The organism is Rhodobacter sp. 24-YEA-8 (genome assembly GCF_900105075.1).
GTDB lineage: Bacteria > Pseudomonadota > Alphaproteobacteria > Rhodobacterales > Rhodobacteraceae > Pseudogemmobacter.
This window is the reverse complement of record NZ_FNSK01000001.1, coordinates 347,193-369,382: the sequence shown is the minus strand read 5'-3', so window position 1 is coordinate 369,382 and position 22,190 is coordinate 347,193. Positions and strand designations below refer to the sequence as shown.

General features: G+C 64.6%; 19 protein-coding genes. 13 read left to right on the top strand and 6 right to left on the bottom strand.

Annotation, left to right across the window (positions count from 1 at the left end; translation table 11 throughout):
* The first annotated feature begins 118 nt into the window (after nt 1-118).
* Nucleotides 119-3,541: a hypothetical protein gene (locus tag BLW25_RS01835; RefSeq protein WP_092895822.1), complete on the top strand. Its 3,423-nt coding sequence runs from the start codon at nt 119-121 to the stop codon at nt 3,539-3,541.
* An 82-nt stretch (nt 3,542-3,623) separates the two neighbouring features.
* Here the strand turns inward: BLW25_RS01835 and cobT are convergent, their stop codons facing one another.
* Complete coding sequence (gene cobT / locus BLW25_RS01830; protein ID WP_092895820.1) at nt 3,624-4,649, bottom strand: nicotinate-nucleotide--dimethylbenzimidazole phosphoribosyltransferase; 1,026 nt, start codon at nt 4,647-4,649, stop codon at nt 3,624-3,626.
* 126 nt (nt 4,650-4,775) lie between these two features.
* Here cobT and cobS point away from each other — a divergent pair, with 126 nt between their 5' ends.
* The 3 genes from cobS (at nt 4,776) to BLW25_RS01815 (ending at nt 6,620) form a co-directional block, all read left to right on the top strand.
* Nucleotides 4,776-5,540, top strand: coding sequence for an adenosylcobinamide-GDP ribazoletransferase (cobS, locus tag BLW25_RS01825; protein ID WP_092895818.1), 765 nt, complete (start codon nt 4,776-4,778; stop codon nt 5,538-5,540).
* A gap of 98 nt (nt 5,541-5,638) precedes the next feature.
* Nucleotides 5,639-6,103, top strand: coding sequence for a transcription antitermination factor NusB (gene nusB / locus BLW25_RS01820; protein WP_092895816.1), 465 nt, complete (start codon nt 5,639-5,641; stop codon nt 6,101-6,103).
* An 85-nt stretch (nt 6,104-6,188) separates the two neighbouring features.
* Entirely contained in the window at nt 6,189-6,620 is a 432-nt protein-coding gene (locus BLW25_RS01815; protein WP_171909454.1) for an META domain-containing protein, read from the top strand.
* A 16-nt stretch (nt 6,621-6,636) separates the two neighbouring features.
* Here the strand turns inward: BLW25_RS01815 and BLW25_RS01810 are convergent, their stop codons facing one another.
* Nucleotides 6,637-7,587 (bottom strand): alpha/beta fold hydrolase, encoded by a 951-nt coding sequence (locus BLW25_RS01810; protein WP_092895812.1) that lies wholly within the window; start codon nt 7,585-7,587, stop codon nt 6,637-6,639.
* The gene (locus BLW25_RS01805; protein WP_092895810.1) at nt 7,584-7,871 is read right to left on the bottom strand and encodes an SCP2 sterol-binding domain-containing protein; all 288 of its coding nucleotides are present in this window, start codon (nt 7,869-7,871) and stop codon (nt 7,584-7,586) included. The genes BLW25_RS01810 and BLW25_RS01805 overlap by 4 nt, the downstream gene beginning before the upstream one ends.
* Between BLW25_RS01805 and BLW25_RS01800 the strand changes: the two genes are divergently transcribed.
* From BLW25_RS01800 to BLW25_RS01780, 5 genes are all read left to right on the top strand, one after another.
* A complete protein-coding gene (locus BLW25_RS01800; protein WP_253188162.1) occupies nt 7,870-8,511 on the top strand; it encodes a tetratricopeptide repeat protein in 642 nt (213 codons plus the stop codon). The genes BLW25_RS01805 and BLW25_RS01800 overlap by 2 nt on opposite strands.
* A 19-nt stretch (nt 8,512-8,530) precedes the next feature.
* The gene (locus BLW25_RS01795) at nt 8,531-11,503 is read left to right on the top strand and encodes a helicase-related protein (RefSeq protein WP_253188160.1); all 2,973 of its coding nucleotides are present in this window, start codon (nt 8,531-8,533) and stop codon (nt 11,501-11,503) included.
* 3 nt (nt 11,504-11,506) lie between these two features.
* Nucleotides 11,507-11,902: an RNA-binding S4 domain-containing protein gene (locus BLW25_RS01790; RefSeq protein ID WP_253188159.1), complete on the top strand. Its 396-nt coding sequence runs from the start codon at nt 11,507-11,509 to the stop codon at nt 11,900-11,902.
* A 51-nt stretch (nt 11,903-11,953) separates the two neighbouring features.
* Complete coding sequence (gene fdxA, locus BLW25_RS01785) at nt 11,954-12,292, top strand: ferredoxin FdxA (RefSeq protein WP_092895806.1); 339 nt, start codon at nt 11,954-11,956, stop codon at nt 12,290-12,292.
* Between the two features lie 334 nt (nt 12,293-12,626).
* Entirely contained in the window at nt 12,627-13,136 is a 510-nt protein-coding gene (locus BLW25_RS01780) for a CarD family transcriptional regulator (protein ID WP_092895804.1), read from the top strand.
* Nucleotides 13,137-13,303: 167 nt separating this feature from the next.
* Here the strand turns inward: BLW25_RS01780 and BLW25_RS01775 are convergent, their stop codons facing one another.
* Nucleotides 13,304-13,900: a riboflavin synthase gene (locus BLW25_RS01775; protein ID WP_092901326.1), complete on the bottom strand. Its 597-nt coding sequence runs from the start codon at nt 13,898-13,900 to the stop codon at nt 13,304-13,306.
* Nucleotides 13,901-14,139: 239 nt separating this feature from the next.
* Here BLW25_RS01775 and BLW25_RS01770 point away from each other — a divergent pair, with 239 nt between their 5' ends.
* The 3 genes from BLW25_RS01770 (at nt 14,140) to BLW25_RS01760 (ending at nt 18,730) form a co-directional block, all read left to right on the top strand.
* On the top strand, nt 14,140-15,426 hold the full coding sequence (locus tag BLW25_RS01770) for a capsule biosynthesis protein (protein WP_092895802.1): 1,287 nt from the start codon (nt 14,140-14,142) through the stop codon (nt 15,424-15,426).
* A 90-nt stretch (nt 15,427-15,516) separates the two neighbouring features.
* Nucleotides 15,517-16,653 (top strand): polysaccharide biosynthesis/export family protein, encoded by a 1,137-nt coding sequence (locus tag BLW25_RS01765; protein WP_092895800.1) that lies wholly within the window; start codon nt 15,517-15,519, stop codon nt 16,651-16,653.
* A gap of 7 nt (nt 16,654-16,660) precedes the next feature.
* The gene (locus BLW25_RS01760) at nt 16,661-18,730 is read left to right on the top strand and encodes a capsular polysaccharide biosynthesis protein (protein ID WP_092895798.1); all 2,070 of its coding nucleotides are present in this window, start codon (nt 16,661-16,663) and stop codon (nt 18,728-18,730) included.
* Here the strand turns inward: BLW25_RS01760 and BLW25_RS01755 are convergent.
* Both BLW25_RS01755 and ppk2 read right to left on the bottom strand, forming a co-directional pair.
* Nucleotides 18,689-20,083 (bottom strand): MATE family efflux transporter, encoded by a 1,395-nt coding sequence (locus tag BLW25_RS01755; RefSeq protein WP_092895796.1) that lies wholly within the window; start codon nt 20,081-20,083, stop codon nt 18,689-18,691. The two genes, BLW25_RS01760 and BLW25_RS01755, sit on opposite strands and share 42 nt — an antisense overlap.
* A gap of 57 nt (nt 20,084-20,140) precedes the next feature.
* The gene (gene ppk2 / locus BLW25_RS01750; RefSeq protein ID WP_092895794.1) at nt 20,141-21,127 is read right to left on the bottom strand and encodes a polyphosphate kinase 2; all 987 of its coding nucleotides are present in this window, start codon (nt 21,125-21,127) and stop codon (nt 20,141-20,143) included.
* A gap of 371 nt (nt 21,128-21,498) precedes the next feature.
* Here ppk2 and BLW25_RS01745 point away from each other — a divergent pair, with 371 nt between their 5' ends.
* Nucleotides 21,499-22,158, top strand: a complete 660-nt coding sequence (locus tag BLW25_RS01745) for a glutathione S-transferase family protein (RefSeq protein ID WP_092901323.1) — start codon at nt 21,499-21,501, stop codon at nt 22,156-22,158.
* The last annotated feature ends 32 nt before the right edge of the window (nt 22,159-22,190 follow it).

The window sequence follows — 22,190 nt, the reverse complement described above, 5'->3', positions numbered from 1 at the left end:
CCATTCCCTGGTCTGCTCACGGGTCTTTTTCTTTTATTCGGCGAAAAGCTGCTATAGGTAGGAGTGATCCCGTCCGGGCGCGTTTCCGCGCCCAGTTGTCCTGTGCTAGGCCTGTGGAATGAAACCAGATTTTGCCCTCAATTTCACCGATACCAGCATCGCGCTTCTGCACCGGACGGCGAAGGGCTGGCTGAAGATTGGTGAAACACCCTTCGACGCATCCGATCTTGAGGATGCGCTTGATTACATGCGCAAGACCGCTCTTGGCCTCTCGCCGGGCGGCTTCACGACCAAGCTGGTGATTCCCGCTTCGCAGATTCTCTATACCGAGGTGGATATCTCTGGCGGCGATGACGCCCGTACCGCGCAGGAAATCACCAATGCGCTTGTGTCGCGGACGCCGTACCGCCCGGATGAAATCGTCTGGGACTGGCTGCGGGGCGAAGGTCGCACCGCCCGGGTTGCCGCCGTGGCGCGCGAAACCCTGGCCGAGGCGGAAGCCTTTGCAACCACTCATAAATTCAGCCCTGTCGCCTTCGTTGCTATCCCAGACGAGAGCGAATTCGACGGCGAACCCTGGTTTGGCGAAGCCGCAGATGCCCGCAATTTCCTCGCGGATGGCGAGGAGATCGAGCGCGACAGTGCCGCCATTTTGCTGATCGACGAGGCCCGCGCCGCCCGCCGCCGCGCGAAAGCCGCACGCCAGGCCGAGATCGAAGCCGCAAGCCAGAGCGAATCGCATCCCGAAGCCGAAGCGGAAAGCAATGATGCCGCCACCGCTGCACAGGACTGGCCTGCGACCGGCGCGACCGCAACCGCCGAAGCAGAGCAGCAGCCTGCGGCGCAACCGGCAGCAGAATCACCCCCGGATGAGGCCAGGGCCTCCCCATCTGTGGAAGAGGCACCGGAAGTCGCCCCTGGCGGAACTCTGGCTGCAGCGGCTGTTCCGACGGCCGCACGCGAGGCGCAGGCTGAATTGCCGCTGCATGCTGACAATGGCTTCGATGAACCAGCCCCCTTTGCCCGAACGGCCGCGCCGGCACCTGCCGCCGCCCCCGTGGCTCAGGCGCCAGGCCCGCGCGTCACGATCACAGAAATCACGCCGCTTGGCAGCGTAGCGGCCCCCGCCGCCGAGCCTTCGGTCGCGCCGCCCGCCCCCGTTGCCACTTCGCCGCGGGTAAACCTGACTGCCGGAGTGGTCCAGGCCCCCGTTTCGCCAGCCGTTTCCGCAACAGTCCCGGCCCCGACTGCGGTCCCGGCCGCACCTGCAGCCTCTCCTGTCGAGGCGGACCCGGATGAGGCGCCCTTCGCACATGTGCCGGATAGCACGACCTTCCCCGAGGCCGACGAGGCCCCGGATCTGCCCCCGCTGCCGCATCTGGCGCGCCGCATGGCCGGGCTTACGCCGGCGGCTGGACAACCAGCCGCGCCCGGGCCTCTTGCGCGGGCCTCGGCTCTGAACCAGGCTTCTGGCCCGGCCTCCGCCCCACGCGTGCAACCGGCGGTTCAGACCGCTGCGGCCGGCAAGACCGCGGATCTGATCGGGGAGCCCGACGACGACCTGCCGCCCGCGCCTTCGGCTGCAACGCTTGCCGCCTATAGCCGTTCTGGCAGGGGTGCCCAGATCACAGCGCCGCATTCCGCCAGGGCTTCCGCTCCGCAGGCAACGGCCGGTGATGACGCGCGGGCTGCTCCGGCGCCGACGGCAACATCGACTGCGACACCGGGCGCGCCGGCCGGGTTTGCGGCGCCAGCCCGCAACGCCGGCGCTGCAGGCGCTGCGGCCAGGACCGCACGCGGTGCTGGCGGCCTTGCCGGCCTCATCACCGCGCCGTCCATCCCCGGCACCCGCAAGACCCGCGCGCAATCTGTCGCCGCAGGCCAGATGCCGGCCGGCGCCAGGCCCCGCGCGGCCGATGGCACCGATGACGCCGCCCGCAGCCTCAGCCAGTCGCCCTTTGCAACCCGGAATACCAGGGGCAAGCCTCGCTTCCTGGGTCTGATCCTGACCGCGATCCTGTTGCTTTGCCTCGCTCTTGTTGCGGCCTGGTCCTCCTTCTACCTCTCGTCCAACCGCACCTCGGGCGAGGAAGAGACCCAGTTTGCCGCCACCACCGCAGACGAGGGCTCAACGGTCAGCGTGGATGACGAGATGCTGGCTGACGGGCTTGACCCCGAGGCAGAAGGCGAGACGACGCAACAGGTTGCGACCAATTCCGATGCGGCAGACATGCCTGATGCCGCGACGGATCCGGCGCCCGAAACCGCTTTGGAGAGCGAAAGTCCCGCAGCGGTTGCCTTGCTTGATGCCGAGGATGAGATCTTCCTCTCCAGCTCGGATGCGCCGCCGCCCGCCTTTGATGCACTGTCCCTTCCCGGACCTGACACCTCGGCCGAAGCGCCACCGGGGGCGCCGATGCCGCCGCCGCCTTTTGGCACTGTTTATCGGTATGACGAAAACCAGATGCTGATGCCAACCGCTGCGGGGCTGCCAACCCCCGGCGGTTATATGCTTTTCGAGGGTAAGCCGCCGCGCGTGCCACCGCCGCGCAGTGCCGCAGCCACCGAAGCCGCCATTGCCGCCACAGCAGCAGCCTCTGCCCCTGCAGCCCCCCCTGCACCGGCGGCTGCACCGGAAGCCTCCTCCGGAACCGCGCCGGGCTCCGCCGCCGCTTCGGCGGGCGAGACCGCTGCCGCCCCCGCGGGAGCGACGGGCAATCCGTCTCTGGCCGGAGGGGCTGTCGGCACCGCCCCGGCAACCGTCACCGCCGCCACGACGGAACCCGTAGCCCAGCCCGATCCCGAACTTGCCGACCGGCGCCCCCGCGCCCGTCCTGACCGGCCCGCGACCGATGATGACGCGGCCCTGCAACCTGCAACTGCTCCGGTTGATTTCGCCGGTCTGCGCCCCCGGCAGCGCCCCGCCATTGTCGAAGCTGCAAGTGCAAAGGCCCGTGCCGATACGGCTGCCGCTTCGCTTGCCAATGAAGAAGAAGTCCAGCTTGCCTCGGCCACTGTCCCTGCAACAGCCGGGCTCAGCGCGGCCGAGTTGGCCAATCCGTCGCTGATGACAATCTCGCGGCGCCCCGCCGCGCGCCCGCAGGATTTCAGCCGGGCCATCGAGGCGGCTGTTGCCGCAGCCGTTCGTTCCCCGGAGCCCGCGCCCGCACCGGTCGAGATCGCCTCTGCCCCTGCGCCCCAGCCGGCGCCGAAGGGCAAGGCCGCCGCGAAACCCGAGGAGCATGATGAGATTGACGAGCCGGAAGTCGCATCCGGCCCGGCACCGAGTATCCCGACCAAGGCCAGCGTCGCGAAACAGGCAACCTATGCCAAGGCGATCAATCTGTCGAAAATCAATCTGATCGGCGTCTATGGCCAGCCCTCCAAACGCTACGCCCTAGTGCGGACCGCGAATGGCAAATATCACAAGGTCTCGGTCGGCGACCGGATCGACGGCGGTCAGGTCAGGGCGATCACCCAGAATGAGGTGCGCTATCAGAAAGGTGGCCGGCTGGTCGCGCTGGAAATGCCCAAAGGCTGAGAGCGCCAGACTGTTTAAGAACTGAAAAAGGGGCCGGATCATCCGGCCCCTTTTTCATGTCAGATGTTCGAAAAGGGCAAGCTCAGGCACCGCTGACTCCGGCCTCGGCGAAGGTCGCCATGCCGGAGTGGCAGGCCAGCGCCGCCCGCACCAGGCCAAGCGCGACCCCTGCGCCCGAACCTTCGCCGAGCCGCAGGCCCAGGGACAACAGCGGCTCTTTGCCAATCGCCTGCAAAAGCCTGCCATGGGCCCCCTCGGCACTTTGATGGGCGGCCATACAGTGATCGAGCGCGCCGGGCTGCGCGCGCTCCAGCACCGCCGCCGCTGCACAGGCGATAAACCCGTCAAGCAGCACCGGCACCCGCAGCACCCGGGCATGCAGCACGGCACCGGTCATCGCCGCGACCTCCCGCCCGCCAAGCCGGCGCAGCGCTTCGAAAGGGTCTGCCAGATGCCCGTCATGCAAAGCAAGCGCCAGTGCAACCGCCGTCTCTTTGCGCCGCAACCCGGCATCATCCAGCCCGGTGCCGCGACCGCACCAGCCCGCAGTCCCGCCATCATGTCCGAAAAGCGCCGCTGACAGCGCCGCCGCCGATGTCGTATTGCCGATCCCCATCTCGCCCGCGATATAAAGATCGGTGCCGGGGCGCACCGATTGCCAGCCAGCCCGCAGCGCCGCGACAAGCTCCGCCTCCTCCATCGCAGGGGCTGCGCAAAAATCCCGGGTCGGGCGGTCCAGATCCAGCGCGATCACCTCAAGCTCTGCGCCGAAGGTCCGGGCGAGCTGGTTGATCGCCGCCCCGCCCTGGCGGAAATTCTCGACCATCTGCACCGTCACCTCGGCCGGAAAGGCCGAAATACCGCGCGCCGTCACACCGTGATTGCCGGCAAAAACCGTGATTTGCACCCTCCCGGCCTCGGGCACTGCCCGGCCCTGCCATGCGGCAAGCCAGCGGGTGATCTCTTCCAGCCGGCCAAGCGCGCCGGGGGGTTTGGTCAGAACGGCATCACGCGCCCTGGCCGCCGCGACGGCGCCCGCATCCGGGGCCGGCAGTGCGGCACAAAGGGCACGAAACTCAGCGAGGGTGACCGGATCCGGGCTTTGCATGGAGTTCTCCGGGAAAGCGGCGCCATTACAAGACGCCGGAAAAGGCGCAGGACAGGGGCGGGAGTTGATCCCGCCGCGCCCAGCGGTTACCCCATGACGATGCTCCGTTCCAGCCGGAAAGCCCAGATGACCCAAAACAGCCCGCAACCCGCGCGCTTCCCCGCCGGGCGCATCCTCCAGGATCTTCCCTCGGCCTTTGCGCTGCTGACCCGGCTGCCGGTTCCGGCGCATCGCCACAGCGGCGCGTCAAGCGCCTGGGCCTGGCCGCTGGTCGGCCTCATATGCGGGGCGATCGGCGTGGCAGTGATCTGGCTTGGAGAGGCGGCAAGGCTCTCGCCCGGTGTGATCGCCGCGATGGCGATGGGCGTGATGGCGATGGTCACCGGCGGGCTGCATGAAGACGGGCTCGCCGATACCGCCGACGGGCTTTTCGGAGGCCGCACGCGGGAACGCCGGCTCGAGATCATGAAGGACAGCCATATCGGCAGCTTTGGAACCCTCGCGCTGCTGCTGGTAACGCTGGCCGCCTGGTCGGCGCTCACCGCGCTGATCCGCACCGGGCAGGCCGTGCCGGCGCTGCTGGTGGCCGCCGCATTGTCACGCGCGCCGATGGCGGCGATCATGGCGGCGCTGCCGTCGGCACGCCCGACCGGGCTTTCGGCAGCGAGCGGCCGTCCTGGGCTTGCCACGGCGCTGATGGCGGTAGTGATCGGGTGCGGGCTCGCGCTGGCGATTGGCGGGCGTCAGGCACTCCCCGCGCTGCCGGCGGTGCTGGTCATCTGCGGGCTGCTGGCCGCCTCGGCGGCACGACGCATTGGCGGTCAGACCGGCGATATCCTTGGCGCAAGTCAGCAGCTGGCCTTTGCCGCCAGCCTTGCGGTCTTCGCCTGACGCCACGAGAACAACCGCGCTGGCTCTTGCGTCTGCGCCCACATTGGCGCAAATGACCCGCCTGTGTTAAGAAGCCAAATGAACAGCGGAACGGCCCCATGACCTCGCGCGAAGAAAAACGCCAGATGAAATCGGCCGCGAGGCTCTACGCGGTTCAGGCCCTCTACCAGATGGAGATCTCTGGCCAGACGGTCAAAGCCGTCAGCCGCGAGTTTGAAGCCCATCGCTTCGGCGCCAGCTATGAAGAGGGCGATTTCGCCGAAGGCGATACCGATCTGTTCCGCAGCCTCGTCGAACATGCGGTCAACTGGCAGGCGCTGGTCGATCAGATGACCGACCGCGCGCTGGTGGCGAAATGGCCGATTGACCGGATTGATCCGGTGATCCGGGCGCTGTTCCGCGCCGCCGGGGCCGAACTGACCCAGATGGACACGCCGCCAAAAGTGGTGATCAACGAATTCGTCGACATCGCCCGTGCTTTCTTCCCCGAAGGCCGCGAGCCGGCTTTCGTCAATGCAGTCCTTGACCATATGGCGCGTGAGGCAAAGCCCGCGTCCTTCTGATCGCGCGCCCGGGCTTTCAGGAACGGGCACTTCGTGCAAAGCTGGCTCCTGTCACAAGACCGGGAATCACCCGGAAGGAGATCAGATGCGCCGCTCCACTGCCTTGTCCCTAGCCCTGGCCACCACCCTTGCTTGCGCCGCAGGCGCTGCCAGATCCGCCGAAACCATTTCCGGCGGCGAATGGCTTGTGATCGCCCAGGACGGTGTGCGCGTCAGCTATGAGGCCAGCTTTGCGATTGATGCCGACGGCCAGATCTCCGGCAAGGCGCCCTGCAACCGCTATTTCGGGCCGAACCAGGCCGAGCTGCCGGCGCTCGCGCTGACCGCGATTGCCTCGACACGCATGGCCTGTGACCGCATGGCAGATGAACATGCCTATCTGACCGCCCTTGGCGCAATGACCGGCGCCGAAATCCGGGGCGAGACGCTGGTTCTGACCGGGCCGGATGACAGCAGCCTGGAATTTTCCCGTGATCCGGGGTCAAAATCACTGGTCTGCGATACCTGCGGCGGCTGATCTTACCGCCCTGACCTCAGCCGAGCGCGGCTGAAAACAGGTCATGCGCGCTGTCATAAAACCGCGCGCGATGCTCCGGTGTTTCCATCGGAACCTCATGACGGGCGCCCGGATACAGATCCAGCCGCCCGCCCTGCCAGGCCCGCATCCGCCTAAGGATCGGGCCGGGCAGAACGATATGTTCACGGCTGCCAAGCGCCACCAGCGAGGGCAAAGCCGGCGCAGGGATCCGCGTCATCCGGGCGCATTCCCGCAACGCATCGCGCAACCAGCCCAGCGATGGCCCCCCAAGCCGCAGCCCCGGCTCGGTTTCCAGCTGCCGGCGCAGCCAGGACCAGGTCGGCGCGTCACCGGTCAGGTGATTTTTCTCGAAACTTGTGCGCAGGATATAGCTTTGCGCCGAAGTGCTGGGCGCATAGCCGCGATCCTGCGGCAAAGCGAGCGGCAGGCGTTGCATCAGCCCGGCCAGCGGCTTGCCCCAGACCGGGATGCGAATCCCCCACATCGGCGCCGAAAAGGCAGTGGCCCGGAACGGCAGCCCACGCGTCAGCGCCCGGAGCCCGATCAGCCCGCCCATCGAATGCGACATCTGCATCAGGGGGCCGCTCACACCCAGCTCTGCACCCTCTGCGGCAATCCAGCTCAGCACAGCATCCAGATCACGCTGATAATCGGTAAAATGCTCGACATGGCCCAGCATGGGATCGGGCAGCGCGCGCGGCGACAGGCCCTGGCCGCGCCAGTCCAGCGTGACCATCGACCAGCCACGCCGGTGCATCTCGCGCGCGGCGGGCCCGTATTTCTCGATATATTCGGTGCGGCCGGGCAGCAGGACCACGGTGCCCAGCGTCCCCCCCGGCCAATAGCCAAGCCTTATCCGCACCCCGTCCGATGTCCGGAGCCAGACCGCGCGCCCGCCTTCGGGCCCATCGGCAAGACTGTCGAACAGCGGCGCGGCTTCGGTCATGACAGGGCGGATCCGAGCTTCATCGCCACGCCCATCGCCCCGTCAACCGAAAGCTTGCCGGTCATGAAGGCCATGGTCGGGTTCATGTCGCCTTCGAGAATCGCCCGGAAGGTCTCGGCACTGGCGGTCAGCGTGACATCCGCCTCTTCATCGCCCGCCCGCACACCCTGGCCGTCCAGCATGATCGTCCCCTCGCCCGTAATGACGAATTTCGCCACGCCATCGAACCCGCCCGACAGTTTCGCTGCCAGCTTTTCGACAGCCTTGTCGATGAGGTCGCTCATGTCACGTCTCCCTTTCGTTACCCGGAGACCGCTGGCATTTCGCCACCGATCGGTTACGATCCCCTATATGAAAGCGCAGTTCCGGTTTCACAATCATATCGTTGCGGCAATATTTCCGCTGGTCCTGTCGCTTTTCGCGGCCCAAAGCGGTTTTGCCCAGGACGCAGACAAGCTTGACGACCTCTATAACCGGCTGAAGGACGCCGATGAGGGCGCCGCCCTCAGGATCGAAGGTGAGATCTTCACCGAATCGGGCAAATCGGGATCGGCAACCATCGACATCCTGATGCGTCGCGGCTCGCAAGCGCTGGAGTCCGGCAACAGCTCCGCCGCAATCGAACACCTGACGGCGGCTGTCGATCACGCGCCCGATTTCATCGAGGCCCGCGCCACCCGCGCGATGGCCTATTATTCCGATGGCGAGATCGGACCGGCCATTGCAGATCTCGGCTGGGTGTTGGAACATGAGCCACGCCATTTCGTGGCCTGGTCCATCCTTGGCACCATCCTTGAGGAATCGAATATGCCGGAACGCGCCCTTGCCGCCTATCGGTCGGCTGCGGCCATTCACCCGCATATCCCCGAGGTGAAAGGCGCCATCGGCCGGCTGGAAAAACAACTCGAGGGCCAGGCCCTCTGACTGCGGGAAACCTGATCTGATGGATGCCCGTAGCAAAGACGAGCGTGGCCGCGTGACGGCGCTGCTCGGCCCGACCAATACCGGCAAGACCCACCACGCGATCGAGCGGATGCTGACACACCGGACCGGTGTGATCGGCCTGCCGCTGCGACTGCTGGCGCGCGAGGTCTATGAACGCGTCGTGGCCAAAGCCGGCGTCAGCCGGGTCGCGCTGGTCACCGGTGAAGAACGGATCATCCCGGATCGCACCCAGTATTGGGTCGCCACGACCGAGGCGATGCCGCTCGAGATCGGCGCCGATTTCGTCTGTATCGATGAGATCCAGCTGGCCTCCGACCCCGAGCGCGGCCATGTCTTCACCAACCGCCTGCTCCATGCGCGCGGTCTGCATGAGACGCTGTTTCTGGGGTCAGACACCATGCGCGGCGCGATTGCCGGGCTGGTGCAGAACCACTCTTACGTCAAACGCGACCGTTTCTCGACTTTGACCTGGTCTGGTTCGAAAAAGATAAGCCGGATGCCGGAAAGATCGGCAATCGTCGGCTTTTCTGTTGAAAATGTATATGCGATTGCCGAACTGATCCGCCGCCAGAAGGGCGGCTGCGCGGTGGTGATGGGGGCGCTTTCCCCCCGCACCCGCAATGCCCAGGTCGAACTTTATCAAAATGGCGATGTCGATTACCTGGTTGCGACCGATGCCATCGGCATGGGGCTTAACCTCGACATCAGACATGTGGCATTTGCATCGACCTCGAAATTCGACGGGCGGCGGATGCGGGCACTTCTGCCGCAGGAGATCGCCCAGATCGCGGGCCGCGCCGGGCGCCATACCGAGAATGGCACTTTCGGCGTCACCGGCGAGGCGCGGCCGTTTTCCTCGGAACTGATCGACCAGATCGAGGCGCATAAGTTTGCACCGGTCAAGAAACTGATGTGGCGCAATGCCGATCTCGATTTCGGATCCGCCAGCCATCTGATCCGCTCGCTGGAGCAGCCAACCTTCAACGACTGGCTGAGCCGCGCGCGTGATGCAGATGATGTCGTGGCGCTGAAGGCGCTCTCCGCCATGCCAGAGGTCGCCGACAAGCTGACCAATCCGAAACGCGTGATGCTTCTCTGGGATGTCTGCCGCATCCCCGATTTCCGCAATATTTCGGAAACCGATCACCACACATTGCTGGCGCGGATCTTCGACTTTCTTGTCGGGCGCGGCATTGGTGGCGGGCGCATCCCGTCGGACTGGCTGGCGAAAGCCGTGGCCCGGATCGACAAAACCGATGGCGATATCGACCAGATTTCGCGCCGCCTGGCACATATCCGCACCTGGACCTACGTTGCGCAGCGCAAAAACTGGGTGGATGACGAATCCCATTGGCGGGGCGAGACCCGCGCGGTAGAAGACCGCCTGTCAGATGCGCTGCACCAGCGGCTGACGCAACGATTTGTCGACCGGCGGACAAGCGTATTGCTTCGCCGGTTGAAGCAGAAGGAGGACCTCGTGGCAGAGGTGAATGACAAAGGCGAAGTGACCATCGAGGGCCAGTTCACCGGCAAGCTCGAAGGGTTCCGCTTCCAGCAGGACGCAAGCGCATCGGCAGATGAGGGCAAAACCCTCCGTCAGGCCGCAATCCAGGCGCTGAGGCCTGAATTCAGCCTGCGCGCGGACCGCTTCTACAACGCGCCCGATACCGAGATGGATTTCACCGAACAGGGTGGCCTGATGTGGGGCAGCTCGGCGGTGGGCAAGCTCGTCAAGGGTGCCGATCCGCTGAAGCCCTCAGTCGAGGCTTTCGTCGATGAGGAAGCCGGCGATGACGTGATCGAAAAGGTCCGCCGCCGGTTGCAGCATTTCATCGACCGCAAGGTGGCCGCCCTGTATGAGCCGTTGCTGGCGCTTGGCCGTGACGAGACGCTGACCGGGCTGGCGCGGGGCTTTGCCTTCCGCCTGACCGAGGCGCTTGGCGTCATCCCGCGCGAGCAGGTCGCAACCGAGGTCAAGGAACTTGACCAGGAAGCCCGTGGTGCTTTGCGCAAGCACGGCATCCGGTTCGGCCAGTATACGATCTTCCAGCAGGCTTTGCTGAAACCCGCGCCGACCCGGCTGCGGCTGGTTCTGTGGTCCTTGTGGAACGGTCTCTCGGAATTCCCCGAAAGCCCGCCCCCGGGCCTCGTGACCATTCCGAACATCGCCGAAGTGCCGAAAGAGCATTATGCGCTTTCGGGCTACCGCCCGGCGGGAACCCGCGCCATCCGCATCGACATGCTGGAACGCCTCGCCGATATCCTGCGCCAGAAAGACAGCCGCGCAGGTTTTGAAGCGGTGCCGGACATGCTCTCGATCACCGGCATGACGCTGGAGCAGTTTTCGGATCTGATGGGCGGCCTGGGCTATAAGGCCGAAAAGGGCGAGCGCCCGCGGGTAAAGGCGGCAACGCCTGCCGTGGCGCCGGAAGCCGAGGTGGCCGCCGCGCTGGAGGCCGCGATTGCCTCCGGCCAGCCGATCCCGGAAGAGGTCTCGCTGCTGGCGCCCGCGCCTGAGCCGGAACCTGCCCCCGAAGCGGAAGCCGGGGCAGAAGGTGAGGCATCGGCCGAAGCCGCGCCCCCCGAGATGGAGGTCTTCTACACCTTCACCTGGGCGCCGAAGCCGCGCTTCCAGCGCCCTGAACGTGGTGCGCCGCGCGGGGACCGCCCGCAAGGGGATCGTCCGCAGGGCGAACGCCGCGACCGCCCCCAGGGTGAACGTCGGGACCGCCCCCAGGGTGAGCGCCGTGACGGTGAGAAATCCGGTGAGCGTGGCCCCCGTAAGGAGTTCGGCAATCGTGAAGGCGGCCGTGACAACACTCGTGGCGGCAAGCATGGCGGCAAGCACGGCAAACCGGCGCAACGTCACGAAGGCGCCAAATCCTTCGAGGCCCGCCCGCCCCGCAAAGACAAGCCGATCGACCCCGACAACCCCTTCGCCGCGCTGTTGGCATTGAAGGGCAAGGTCTGAGCCTTGGCAAAAACCGGCGGCGGCAGATCGGGTGCCGGCAAAGCGAAAGAAGGCCGGGGCGGAAACGCTCCGGCTTCGACCGTTCCGGCCTCCGGGATCAGAGCGGGAAGCAAGCCGAAACTGCGGCTCGACAAATGGCTCTGGCAGGCCCGATTCTTCAAAACCAGGACCCTGGCAGCGCTGGTGGTTGAAGAAGGCCATATAAGGGTGAACGGAACCCCGGTCTCGCGCCCGTCGCGCGAGGTCGGGCCCGGGGATGTACTGACTTTCCCTCAGGGAAGAAATATCCGCCTGATCCGTGTATTGGGAACGGGTGTTCGCCGCGGACCGGCCTCAGAGGCACAGGCGCTCTTTCTTGATCTCGATGCCCCTGTCGTGACACCTCAACGCCTTGAATGATCCGGCCCACTGGCTTAACTGACGCCTCAGAGAGTGTTCCGGAACCGTCCCATGACCTATGTCGTCACCGACAATTGCATCGCCTGCAAATTTACCGATTGCGTCGAAGTCTGCCCGGTGGACTGTTTCTACGAGGGCGTGAACACTCTGGTCATCCATCCGGATGAATGTATCGATTGCGGCGTTTGCGAACCGGAATGCCCGGCAGATGCGATCCGCCCCGATACGGAACCGGATATGGAGGAATGGGTTGCCTTCAACCGCAAATATGCCGAAATCTGGCCGGTGATCACCGAGAAGCGCGATCCGTTGCCCGGCTATGCCGAGCGCGATGGCGAGGCCGGCAAGCTGGAGAAATACTTCGATCCGGCACCGGGCGAAGGCAGCTGAGAGGCCGGGTTAACCCGCGCCTCATCCCACACCCTCACATCATATCCCAATAGCGTGAAATTCGGGTAAGTCCTGCCCTTCTCGCGACATGTGGCACAGGCGTGTCCGCTCACGACGGTTGGAATCGTGGTGATTCTGTGTTATGGTTTTTTCATAAACCAGCATGGATGCCTGATTCTGCCTCAGGACTGCTCGCCTGAGACAGCTATTCTTGTGACAATAGTGCCCTTCACCACAGGCCCCCGACACCGGGCGCTGCCTGGGAAGGGTCTTGTTCGTCCCTATGAACGGCTGTGCGCGCGGAAAACCTGTATCTGACCGAGGAAGTGTCTGAATGACCAAGTCGAAGAAGCCTGATTTCCGCCCCAACGAGTTCGTTGTCTACCCTGCTCATGGTGTTGGCAAGATCATCTCTATCGAAGAGCAGGAGATTGCCGGTTTCAAACTGGAACTCTTCGTCATCACCTTTGAAAAGGACAAGATGACCCTGCGGGTTCCGACCAATAAGGCGACCGATGTGGGTATGCGCGCCCTCTCGGCCCCTGATGTGGTGACCAGGGCACTGGAAACGCTGAAGGGCAAGGCCCGGGTGAAGCGCGCCATGTGGTCGCGCCGCGCGCAGGAATATGAACAAAAGATCAACTCGGGCGATCTGATGGCGATTGCCGAAGTGGTGCGCGATCTGCACCGCACCGATGATCAGCGCGAGCAAAGCTATTCCGAGCGTCAGCTCTATGAAGCCGCGCTGGAGCGTCTGACCCGCGAAGTCGCCGCCGTTTCGGGCGTTGACGAGGCCGGCGCGCAGAAGAAAGTCGAAGAAGTCCTGGTGTCGCGCGCGGCCTGACCTCTCGGACTGAGATCACGCAGACATGCAAAACGGCGGCCTCATCCGGGGCCGCCGTTTTCAATCGCATGGTTCAATCACGCGGGCGCCGAAATCTGTACAGATTTCGGGCCGGTTTCTGGAAAGAAACCGGGGCCTGGCGGAAAGCTATGCCACCCTGCCCCGTTTCAACGCCACTCTGCCAGCCGGGCAACATAACGCGCCATCGTATCGACCTCGAGATTGACCAGATCGCCCTCGGCCAGCTGGCCCCAGGTCGTGACCTTGCGCGTATGGGGGATGAAATTGACCCCGAAATCGCGCCCCTCGACTTCGTTCACCGTCAGCGACGTGCCGTTCAGCGCAACCGAGCCTTTCTGCGCGATGAACTTCGCCAGCACCTCCGGCGCGCGGAAGGTCACCCGCAGGCTGTCGCCTTCCGGGGTCATCCGAACCACCTCGGCCACGCCGTCGACATGGCCGGAGACGATATGCCCGCCAAGCTCATCGCCCACTTTCAGCGCCCGTTCCAGGTTGAGCCGTTTCCCCAGATGCCAGCCGGAGAGATTGGTCTTCGACACCGACTCGGCGCTGATTTCGACATCGAACCAGTTGCGCGGTTCTGTTCCCTTTTCGATCACCGTCAGGCAGACGCCCTCGCAGGCGATTGATGCGCCAAGGTCGATTCCCGCAGCCGGATAGGCGGTCGCGATTCTCGCACGCAGATCACCGCGTTGCTCCAGCTCGATAATCTCGCCAATATCGGTCACGATTCCGGTGAACATCGCCATCCCTCTTTGCCGCTTAAACCCTGACTGCAGGTCTATCCCCGCCGGCTTCCCGCTGGCAAGCCCCGCGACTGCGACCAGCGATTTCGGCCCATTGCTGCGACCGTGACCGCGGCATGGCCCAGGCCGCGCCCTAATCCTGCCGCAAGCACCGGTAGAATTGCCCCATAGGCAAGTGCGGCAACACCGGATATCCGGGCCGGAGCGGCGGCGCAGTTCACAGATGACTGGTGGGTATGAAACCGGAAGAGACCAAACATTTTCTGTTGCTGCAGGGGCCCCATGGCCCCTTCTTCTCACGTCTGGGGAAGATGCTCAGCCATTCCGGGGCAAAGGTCTGGCGCGTCGGTTTCAACCGGGGCGACCGCGCGCTCTGGCATGATGGCGCGAGCTATATTCCCTGGCGCGGCCGCCCGGAAGACTGGCCGGCAGGGGTAGCCGCCATCATCGAGGAAAAGGGCATCACCGATCTGGTGCTTTATGGCGACACCCGTCCCAATCACGCCAAAGCGATCGCGGTCGCGCGCGCGATGGGGGTGACCATACATGTCTTCGAGGAAGGCTATCTGCGCCCCTATTGGGTGACCTATGAGCGCAATGGCTCGAACGGCAATTCCCGGCTGATGGATACGAGCGTCGATGAGATGCGTGCCGCCCTCGCACGCACCGATACCGATCTGCCCGATGCTCCGGCACGGTGGGGCGATATGCGCCAGCATATGTTCTGGGGCGCGCTCTATCACTGGTTCGTCTGGGCCGGGTTCTGGGATTATCGCAATTTCCGCCCGCATCGCGCCCTTACCGTGCGCCAGGAATTCCTGCTTTATGTAAAACGGCTCTGCCTCCTGCCCTTCCACGCGCTGGAACGCCGCCTTGCCACCTGGCGCATCCGCTATGGCGGTTTCCCCTATCATCTGGCGATCCTGCAGCTGGAACATGATGCCAGCTTCCGCGACCATTCGCCCTTCACCACCATGGGCGAGTTTCTCGATGTGGTGATCCAGGGCTTTGCCGAAGGCGCGCCGAAACACCACCACCTCGTCTTCAAGGCGCATCCGCTGGAAGACGGGCGTATCGCGGTAAAATCGACCATCCGGCGGCTGGCGCAACAATTTGGTGTGGCCAGACGCGTGCATTTCGTGCGCGGCGGCAAACTCGCCGCTTTGCTGAACCATGCGCGGTCTGCGGTGACGGTGAATTCGACCGCCGGGCAACAGGCGCTCTGGCGCGGATTGCCGCTGCGCACCTTTGGTCGCGCGGTCTATTCCAAGCCGGAATTTGTCTCGTCACAGCCTGCCGCGCAGTTTTTCGCCGAAGGAAAACGCCCCGATACCCGCGCCTATCGCGATTACCGGCATTATTTGCTTGAGACCAGTCAGGTCGCCGGTGGCTTCTACTCCTCGCGTGGGCGGCGTGAATTACTACGACAAGTTGTGGATATGCTGCTTTCCGGGCAGGATCCTTACGACGCTTTGACCAGCGGAAACGCGGCACCAAGGCAACAGTTGCGGCTGGTGACCTGAATTTCCGAAAACCAAAGACTTTCAATTTCCGTGATATTCCGTATTGTTGCGGTCAAAACTTGAGGCAAATCCGCTAAAGGAGCCCGAGCAGTGATCGGACATACCACGAGGGGGGCGAAAGCCCTGGCCTTGATCGCCATTGTCGCCGCGACCGCGAGTTGCGGCCTGCCGCGGTCGGGACCGAACAAGAAAGAGATCTTTGCAGGCTCGGTCCTGAAAGAGGGCGATGCCTTTATCGTCAGCGTCAATCCAAGGGTCACGCGCGCCACCGCCGTGCTGCCCTCTTTCGGGTTTTCAGACAGCTTCCAGAAGGCCGGCAAGATGGGATCTGACACGATCTCGAATGGCGACCTCCTGTCGATCACCGTGTTTGAAAACGTCCGCGACGACCCGCTTCTGGGCAATACCGGCCAGCGCGTCTCGCAGCTGACCGAAGTCCAGGTCGACGGACAGGGCTTTGTCTTCATCCCCTATGCCGGCCGGATCAAAGCCGCCGGAACTTCGGTCGAGGCCGTGCGCTCGGCCATCACCCGCAAGCTTGATGCGCAAACGCCGGATCCGCAGGTCCAGGTGGCGCGCGTGGCCGGTGACGGCTCGACCGTGACGATCAACGGCTCGGTCTCTACCCCGGGTGTCTTCCCGATCGAACAGCCAACCCGCACGCTGGCCTCCATGCTGGCCCGTGCCGGCGGCGTCGTGATCGACCCCTCAACTGCGCTTGTGCGCGTGACCCGTGGCGGTCAGACCGGCAAGATCTGGCTGAAAGATCTCTGGGCCAATCCGAAAATGGATATCGCGCTGCGTCCCGGCGACCGGATCGTGATCGAAGAAGATGAACGCAAGTTTACCGCCCTTGGCGCCACCGGCACGCAAACCGTGGTCCCATTCGAGAGCGAAAGTCTCTCGGCCATCGAGGCCCTGGCCACAGTGGGCGGGCTGCAGACCATGGCCGCCGATCCGACCGGCGTCTTCGTCTTCCGCAACGAGCCCGAAGCCATCGCCAATGCCGTGCTCGGCCGCAGCGATCTCAGGGGCGATCAGCGGGTGGTCTATGTGCTCGACCTGACCGCGCCGACCGGCATGTTCGAGGCGCGTGACTTCCTCGTCCGCGATGGCGACACCGTCTATGTGACCGAGGCGCCCTATGTTCAGTGGCAGAAATCGCTTTCTGTGCTGACGGGATCTGCCGGAGCCGCGGCGAGCATCAACTCCGCCGCCGGCAACTGAGGCCGCCTTGGCCGTCGAACGCGATCCGAAACCAGAGGCCGCCGTGGTGATCCCACGGCGGCTTTTCCATCAGAACCTGTCCTTCCTGCGCGACCGCCGGCTGAAGCGGATCCTCGCCCTCGCCGGGCATGAACTGCGCTTCGGCCTGCCGAAACCGGGCGACGGCGTCGTGGTCTGGGGGGCCAGCCCCACCGCCTGGCGCGGCGAGAAAGTGGCGGCAAAACGCGGTGTGCGGCTGGTGCGGCTGGAGGATGCGTTTCTGCGCTCGATCCGGCCGGGGCGGATGGGCGAGCCCGGGCTCGGCCTGCTGATCGATGCAGAAGGCATCCATTTCGACCCGTCGGATATCTCGCTGACCGAGCGGATTCTCTCAACCGATCCCTTAGATAATTCGAACATTCTGAGCCGCGCAAAGGTCGGAATCGACCGTCTTCGCGCGCTTGAATTGTCCAAATACAATCTGCACGACATTTCCCTGCCGTCACCACCGCCGGGCTATGTGCTGGTGGTTGATCAGACGGTGAACGATGCCTCGCTGCAGGCTTCGGGTGCGGATCGGGGGTCTTTCGAGGAAATGCTCGAAACCGCGCGCCGCGACTGGCCACATCTGCCCATCCTGATCCGCGCGCATCCTGAAACTGCGAAAGGGCTGCGCCCCGGTCATTTCGGGCCCGAGCATCTGCGCGACCCGGAGGGGCCGGGGATCAGCTTTTCCGATCCCGCGATCCCGCCCTACGCGTTGCTTGAAGGTGCGGTGGCGGTCTATACCGTGTCGTCGCAGCTTGGGTTTGAGGCGATCCTTGCCGGGCATCGCCCCCGCGTCTGGGGGCTGCCCTTCTATGCCGGCTGGGGGCTGACCGAAGACCGCACGCCGCCGTCCCGCCGTAAGCGCAAGCTGACACGGGCGCAGCTCTTTGCCGGCGTGATGATCATCGCGCCCCGCTGGTATGACCCCTGCCGCGACCGGCTTTGCAGCTTTGAAGAGGTGGTTGATCAGCTGGAGGCCGAGCTGCGCGCCTTTCGTCAGGATCGCCATGGCCATATGGCGATGGGGATGCGCATGTGGAAACGCGGGCGGTTGCAGGCGTTTTTCGGACGGGAAAAGCCGCTGCGCTTTATCGATGGGGCTGCGCAGGCGAAGGGGCAAAGCCTGCTGGTCTGGGCCGGGAAAGCGCCGGCTATCCTGCCATCGGGCACGCTGCGGGTTGAGGATGGGTTCCTGCGCTCACGCGGGCTAGGGGCCGAGCTGGTGCCGCCTTTGTCGCTGGTCGCCGATGACCTCGGGATCTATTACGACCCAGCGCATCCCTCGCGGCTGGAAGAGCTGATCAAGGCGCCTCTCCCCCCGGGCGGCCATGCCCGCGCGACGCGGCTGATCGAAAGGCTGCGCGCGGCCAATTTGACCAAATACAACATTGAAGGTGCCATTCCGGCGCTCCCCGACCGGGAGACCGACCAGAGATCCCGCATTCTGGTTCCGGGCCAGGTCGAAAATGACGCCTCGATCCTGAGCGGCGCCGGTGCCATCCGGACCAATCTCGACCTGCTGAAAGTCACCCGCGCAGCCAACCCGGACGCGCTGATCCTCTATAAGCCGCATCCCGATGTCGAGGCCGGTCTGCGCCCCGGGATGATCCCCGCCGATCAGACTGCACCGCTGGCCGATCTGGTCCTGACCCATGCCAGTATGGCGGCCGCGCTGAATGAGGTGGATGAGGTCTGGACCATGACTTCCCTCACCGGGTTCGAGGCCCTGATCCGGGGCAAGGCGGTCACGACCTTCGGTGCGCCTTTCTATGCCGGCTGGGGGCTGACCCGCGACCTGGGCGATATCCCGGAACGCCGCCTGCGTCGCCCCGATGGCGCGCTGCTTCCCCGGCCCGATCTGGCGCAGCTGGTCCATGCCAGCCTGATCGCCTATCCGCGCTACTGGGATCCGGTCTCGCGTCGCCCCTGCCCGGTTGAGGTCGCACTTGACCGGCTGGCCAGCGGCACCATCCCGCATCCCGGCCTCATCAACCGGCTGATCGCGAAATTACAGGGCCGCTTTGCCAGCCATGCCCGGCTTTGGCGCTAGCAGCCAGAAGCGGATCATCAGGCTCACCGCCGCCCCGACCAGGCCGATCACCAGCCCCGACCAGAGGCCTACCCCGCCAAAGCCCAGCGGGAAAGCCAGCACATAGCTGACCGGAATACCGATCACCCAGTAACTCATGGTGGCGAGCCACATCGGCACTGCCGTATCCTGAATACCGCGCAACAGGCCAAGCGCCATCACCTGCATCGCATCTGCGAGCTGGAACAAGGCCGCCAGCGCCAGCAGCGTCATCCCGAATTGCAGCACAAAATCAGACCCCGGTTTCTCGAGGTCGAGGAACTGCCGCACCAGCAATTCCGGAACGCTCAGAAAGACGATGATCACCACAACCGCGACGAGGAAAGAGATCAGCAGCGCCGCGCCGGAGGCCAGCCGTATCCCCGCCGGATCCGCGCGCCCCGAGGCCTCGGCCACCCGGATCGTTGCGGCATTCGACAGGCCGACATGGCACATGAAGGCCAGCGCCGTGATTTCCAGTGCAATACCATGCGCGGCCAGCTGACGGGTGCCGATCCAACCCATCATGAGCGCGCTGGCCTGGAAGAGCCCGCTTTCCGCAAGCCCGGTCAGCCCGATCGGCAGGCCCAGCCGCCAGACCTCGCGCAGCGCCGCCACGTCGATGCGCCAGAACCGGCGGAAGAGCTGAAACTGCCGCAGCGCTGGCAACAGCCCGGCATAAAGCCCCAGCCCCAGCAGCGAAAAGACCTGCACCACGAGCGTTGCCACGCCTGCGCCCCCGACCCCCATCTCGGGCGCGCCGTCATTGCCGAAGATCAGGAACCAGTTGACGATGATATTGACCACCACTGCCGCCACCGTGACCCAGAGCACGATCTGCGTCCGCCCGAGCGCCGCGAGCCAGGCCTGCAATACTGCCACGCCAAGCGTCGGCACCATGCCAATACCGGCGATGCGCAGGTAGTACTGCGCCTCGGCCGCCACTTCGGGCTTTTGTCCAAGTGCCAGCATGATCGGCCCGGCAAACCAGAATATCGGGTACACGAGCAGGCCAAAGCCGATGGACAACCAGAGCCCCATCCGAGCCGCACGCCGGAGCTCCGTATCATCGCCACGCGCCCTTGCGCTCGCGGCCAGCGGCATCACCGCGCGTGCAAAACCCGAGCCCACGACGAAGAGAATGAAAAAGCTCGACGCCGCGATCACCAGCGCGCCCTGCTGCACCACGCCATACCAGCCGACCATAGCGGTATTGACCACATGCAGCGAGAATTGCGCGATGGAGGACCCCGCCAGCGGCAGACCAAGCCGCAGCGTCTCACGCAGATGCCTGGCGAATGTGAACGGACGGGCGGGCTGCGACAAATTATCCATGCCGCATGGTCTATCCTTTGATCAAATTAGCGGCAATATGCCGCGAGAGGCGGCATCTCAGCCATGCCGCACAGCCGGATGTGTGGTGCTGCCCGGGATGTGCGCCGCCCCCCGCAAAACCTGCGCCGCCGAGCCGATGATCAGCGGATCAGGCTGCATCACCAGCGCATGATCCTTGCCGGGATAGTCCAGCGAGGCGAGGAAATGCTTCATGCAATTCAGCCGGGCGCGTTTCTTGTCATTCGACTTCACAATGGTCCAGGGCGCATCGGCGGTATCGGTGTAGAAGAACATCGCCTCTTTGGCCTCGGTGTAGTCATCCCATTTGTCGAGGCTCGCCTTGTCGATGGGCGAGAGCTTCCACATTTTCAGAGGATCGGTCTCGCGCGCCCTGAAGCGTTTGAACTGTTCGCCCCTGGTGACCGAGAACCAGTATTTGTAAAGCCGGATGCCCGAACGAACCAGCATCCGTTCCAGCTCCGGCGCCTCGCGCATGAATTCGAGATATTCCGGCGGGGTGCAGAAGCCCATCACCCGCTCGACCCCGGCCCGGTTGTACCAGGACCGGTCAAAGAAGACGATCTCGCCGGCGGTGGGCAGATGCTGGATGTAACGCTGAAAGAACCATTCGCCTTTTTCCTTGTCCGAGGGTTTGGTCAGCGCCACCACACGCGCATATCGCGGATTCAGGTGTTCCATGAACCGCTTGATGGTACCGCCCTTGCCAGCCGCATCGCGCCCTTCCATCAGAAGGACGAATTTCTGCCCGGTTTCCTGCGCCCAGATCTGTACCTTCAAAAGCTCGGCCTGAAGCTGCGCCTTTTCCCGCTCATAGGCGACGCGCCCCATCAGGCGTCCATAGGGGTAGCGCCCGCTTTCGAAGGCCTCACGAATCTCGTCCTGGGTCACTGCAGGAAAATGGCGCGGCGGCGCGAGAGTGTCGCCGGTCTCAGGCGGCAGCACCGGCGGGGTCGGGCTATCTCCCGGGACGGCTTCTGGCTCAGACGGTTTTTCGTTGCCGCTGACATGCAAATCTGTGCTCATGAGGAACTCCTTCACCATAATGCAAAACGACGCCCGTCTTGTCCGGGCTGCGCGCGCGCCGGACCGAAAGGGGCCGGCCAGAGCATAATCCTGGCCGCCGCATTTGACCTTGATCCTGGACAAACGCGGCGCGCGGTCAGGCCTGCATACCAGGAGAGACCGGCAAAGTCAGCCGCAGAGCCCGGGCGGAGCCCCCCGCCTTTCCCCGCAAGCCCCACCAGTGCGAAAAACCCTCCTGCCTGGCGGACGCTCGCAGGAAATCTTTTCCCAATCGGGTGAGCGGCCCCGGCAGCCAGTGGATTTTCTTCCCGCTTCTGCTATTGGGGCCGGGTTATTTCAGGCAGTATCTGCCCGGCTTTGGGGACCCCGACATGATCACCCTTTACGGCGTCTATCGTTCACGCGCCTCGCGCCCGCTCTGGCTCCTTGGCGAAATCGGCTGCGATTTCACCCATGTGCCGGTGATCCAGGCCTATCGTCTCAGGGATGCGAAGGCCGAAGACGCGGCGCTGAACACCGCCTCGCCCGATTATCTCGCCGTCAATCCGCAGGGCCAGATCCCCGCGATGGAGGATGACGGGCTTTTGCTGACCGAGTCGCTGGCGATCACCCTTCATATCGCGCGCCGCCATGGGGGCGGCTTTGGCCCGGCCGACGCATCCGAGCAATCGCTGATGGAGCAATGGGCGCTTTACGCGGCAACCTCACTGGAGCCGCCGGCGCTGGAGATCCTGCTCGCCGTCGAATCCGGTGGCGACACCCTGCCCGAAACCCGCGCCGCGATCCGGGTCAGCGCCGAGAAACTGCGCCGGCCGCTGAACCGGCTGGAACGGCACCTGAGCGCACATGACTGGCTGGTGGGCGACCGCTTTACCGCCGCCGATATCAATACTGCCGAATGCCTGCGCTATGCCCAGGGCTATCCCGCGCTTCTGGCGGAATACCCGCATGTGAGTGACTGGCTCGCCCGCTGCCAGGCCCGGCCGGCGTTCCAGGCCTTCTGGGCCAGGCGCGAGGCAGAGCCGGCCTGACCCCGGGAACGGGCACCTGCGCACAGTGGTTG

Bases quoted from the DNA above. Each gene is read 5' to 3' on its own strand.
- BLW25_RS01835 (WP_092895822.1), top strand. From the start codon at position 119: ATGAAACCAGATTTTGCCCTCAATTTCACCGATACCAGCATCGCGCTT.
- cobT (WP_092895820.1), bottom strand. From the start codon at position 4,649: ATGCAAAGCCCGGATCCGGTCACCCTCGCTGAGTTTCGTGCCCTTTGT.
- cobS (WP_092895818.1), top strand. From the start codon at position 4,776: ATGACCCAAAACAGCCCGCAACCCGCGCGCTTCCCCGCCGGGCGCATC.
- nusB (WP_092895816.1), top strand. From the start codon at position 5,639: ATGACCTCGCGCGAAGAAAAACGCCAGATGAAATCGGCCGCGAGGCTC.
- BLW25_RS01815 (WP_171909454.1), top strand. From the start codon at position 6,189: ATGCGCCGCTCCACTGCCTTGTCCCTAGCCCTGGCCACCACCCTTGCT.
- BLW25_RS01810 (WP_092895812.1), bottom strand. From the start codon at position 7,587: ATGACCGAAGCCGCGCCGCTGTTCGACAGTCTTGCCGATGGGCCCGAA.
- BLW25_RS01800 (WP_253188162.1), top strand. From the start codon at position 7,870: ATGTCACGTCTCCCTTTCGTTACCCGGAGACCGCTGGCATTTCGCCAC.
- BLW25_RS01805 (WP_092895810.1), bottom strand. From the start codon at position 7,871: ATGAGCGACCTCATCGACAAGGCTGTCGAAAAGCTGGCAGCGAAACTG.
- BLW25_RS01795 (WP_253188160.1), top strand. From the start codon at position 8,531: ATGGATGCCCGTAGCAAAGACGAGCGTGGCCGCGTGACGGCGCTGCTC.
- fdxA (WP_092895806.1), top strand. From the start codon at position 11,954: ATGACCTATGTCGTCACCGACAATTGCATCGCCTGCAAATTTACCGAT.
- BLW25_RS01780 (WP_092895804.1), top strand. From the start codon at position 12,627: ATGACCAAGTCGAAGAAGCCTGATTTCCGCCCCAACGAGTTCGTTGTC.
- BLW25_RS01775 (WP_092901326.1), bottom strand. From the start codon at position 13,900: ATGTTCACCGGAATCGTGACCGATATTGGCGAGATTATCGAGCTGGAG.
- BLW25_RS01770 (WP_092895802.1), top strand. From the start codon at position 14,140: ATGAAACCGGAAGAGACCAAACATTTTCTGTTGCTGCAGGGGCCCCAT.
- BLW25_RS01755 (WP_092895796.1), bottom strand. From the start codon at position 20,083: ATGGATAATTTGTCGCAGCCCGCCCGTCCGTTCACATTCGCCAGGCAT.
- ppk2 (WP_092895794.1), bottom strand. From the start codon at position 21,127: ATGAGCACAGATTTGCATGTCAGCGGCAACGAAAAACCGTCTGAGCCA.
- BLW25_RS01745 (WP_092901323.1), top strand. From the start codon at position 21,499: ATGATCACCCTTTACGGCGTCTATCGTTCACGCGCCTCGCGCCCGCTC.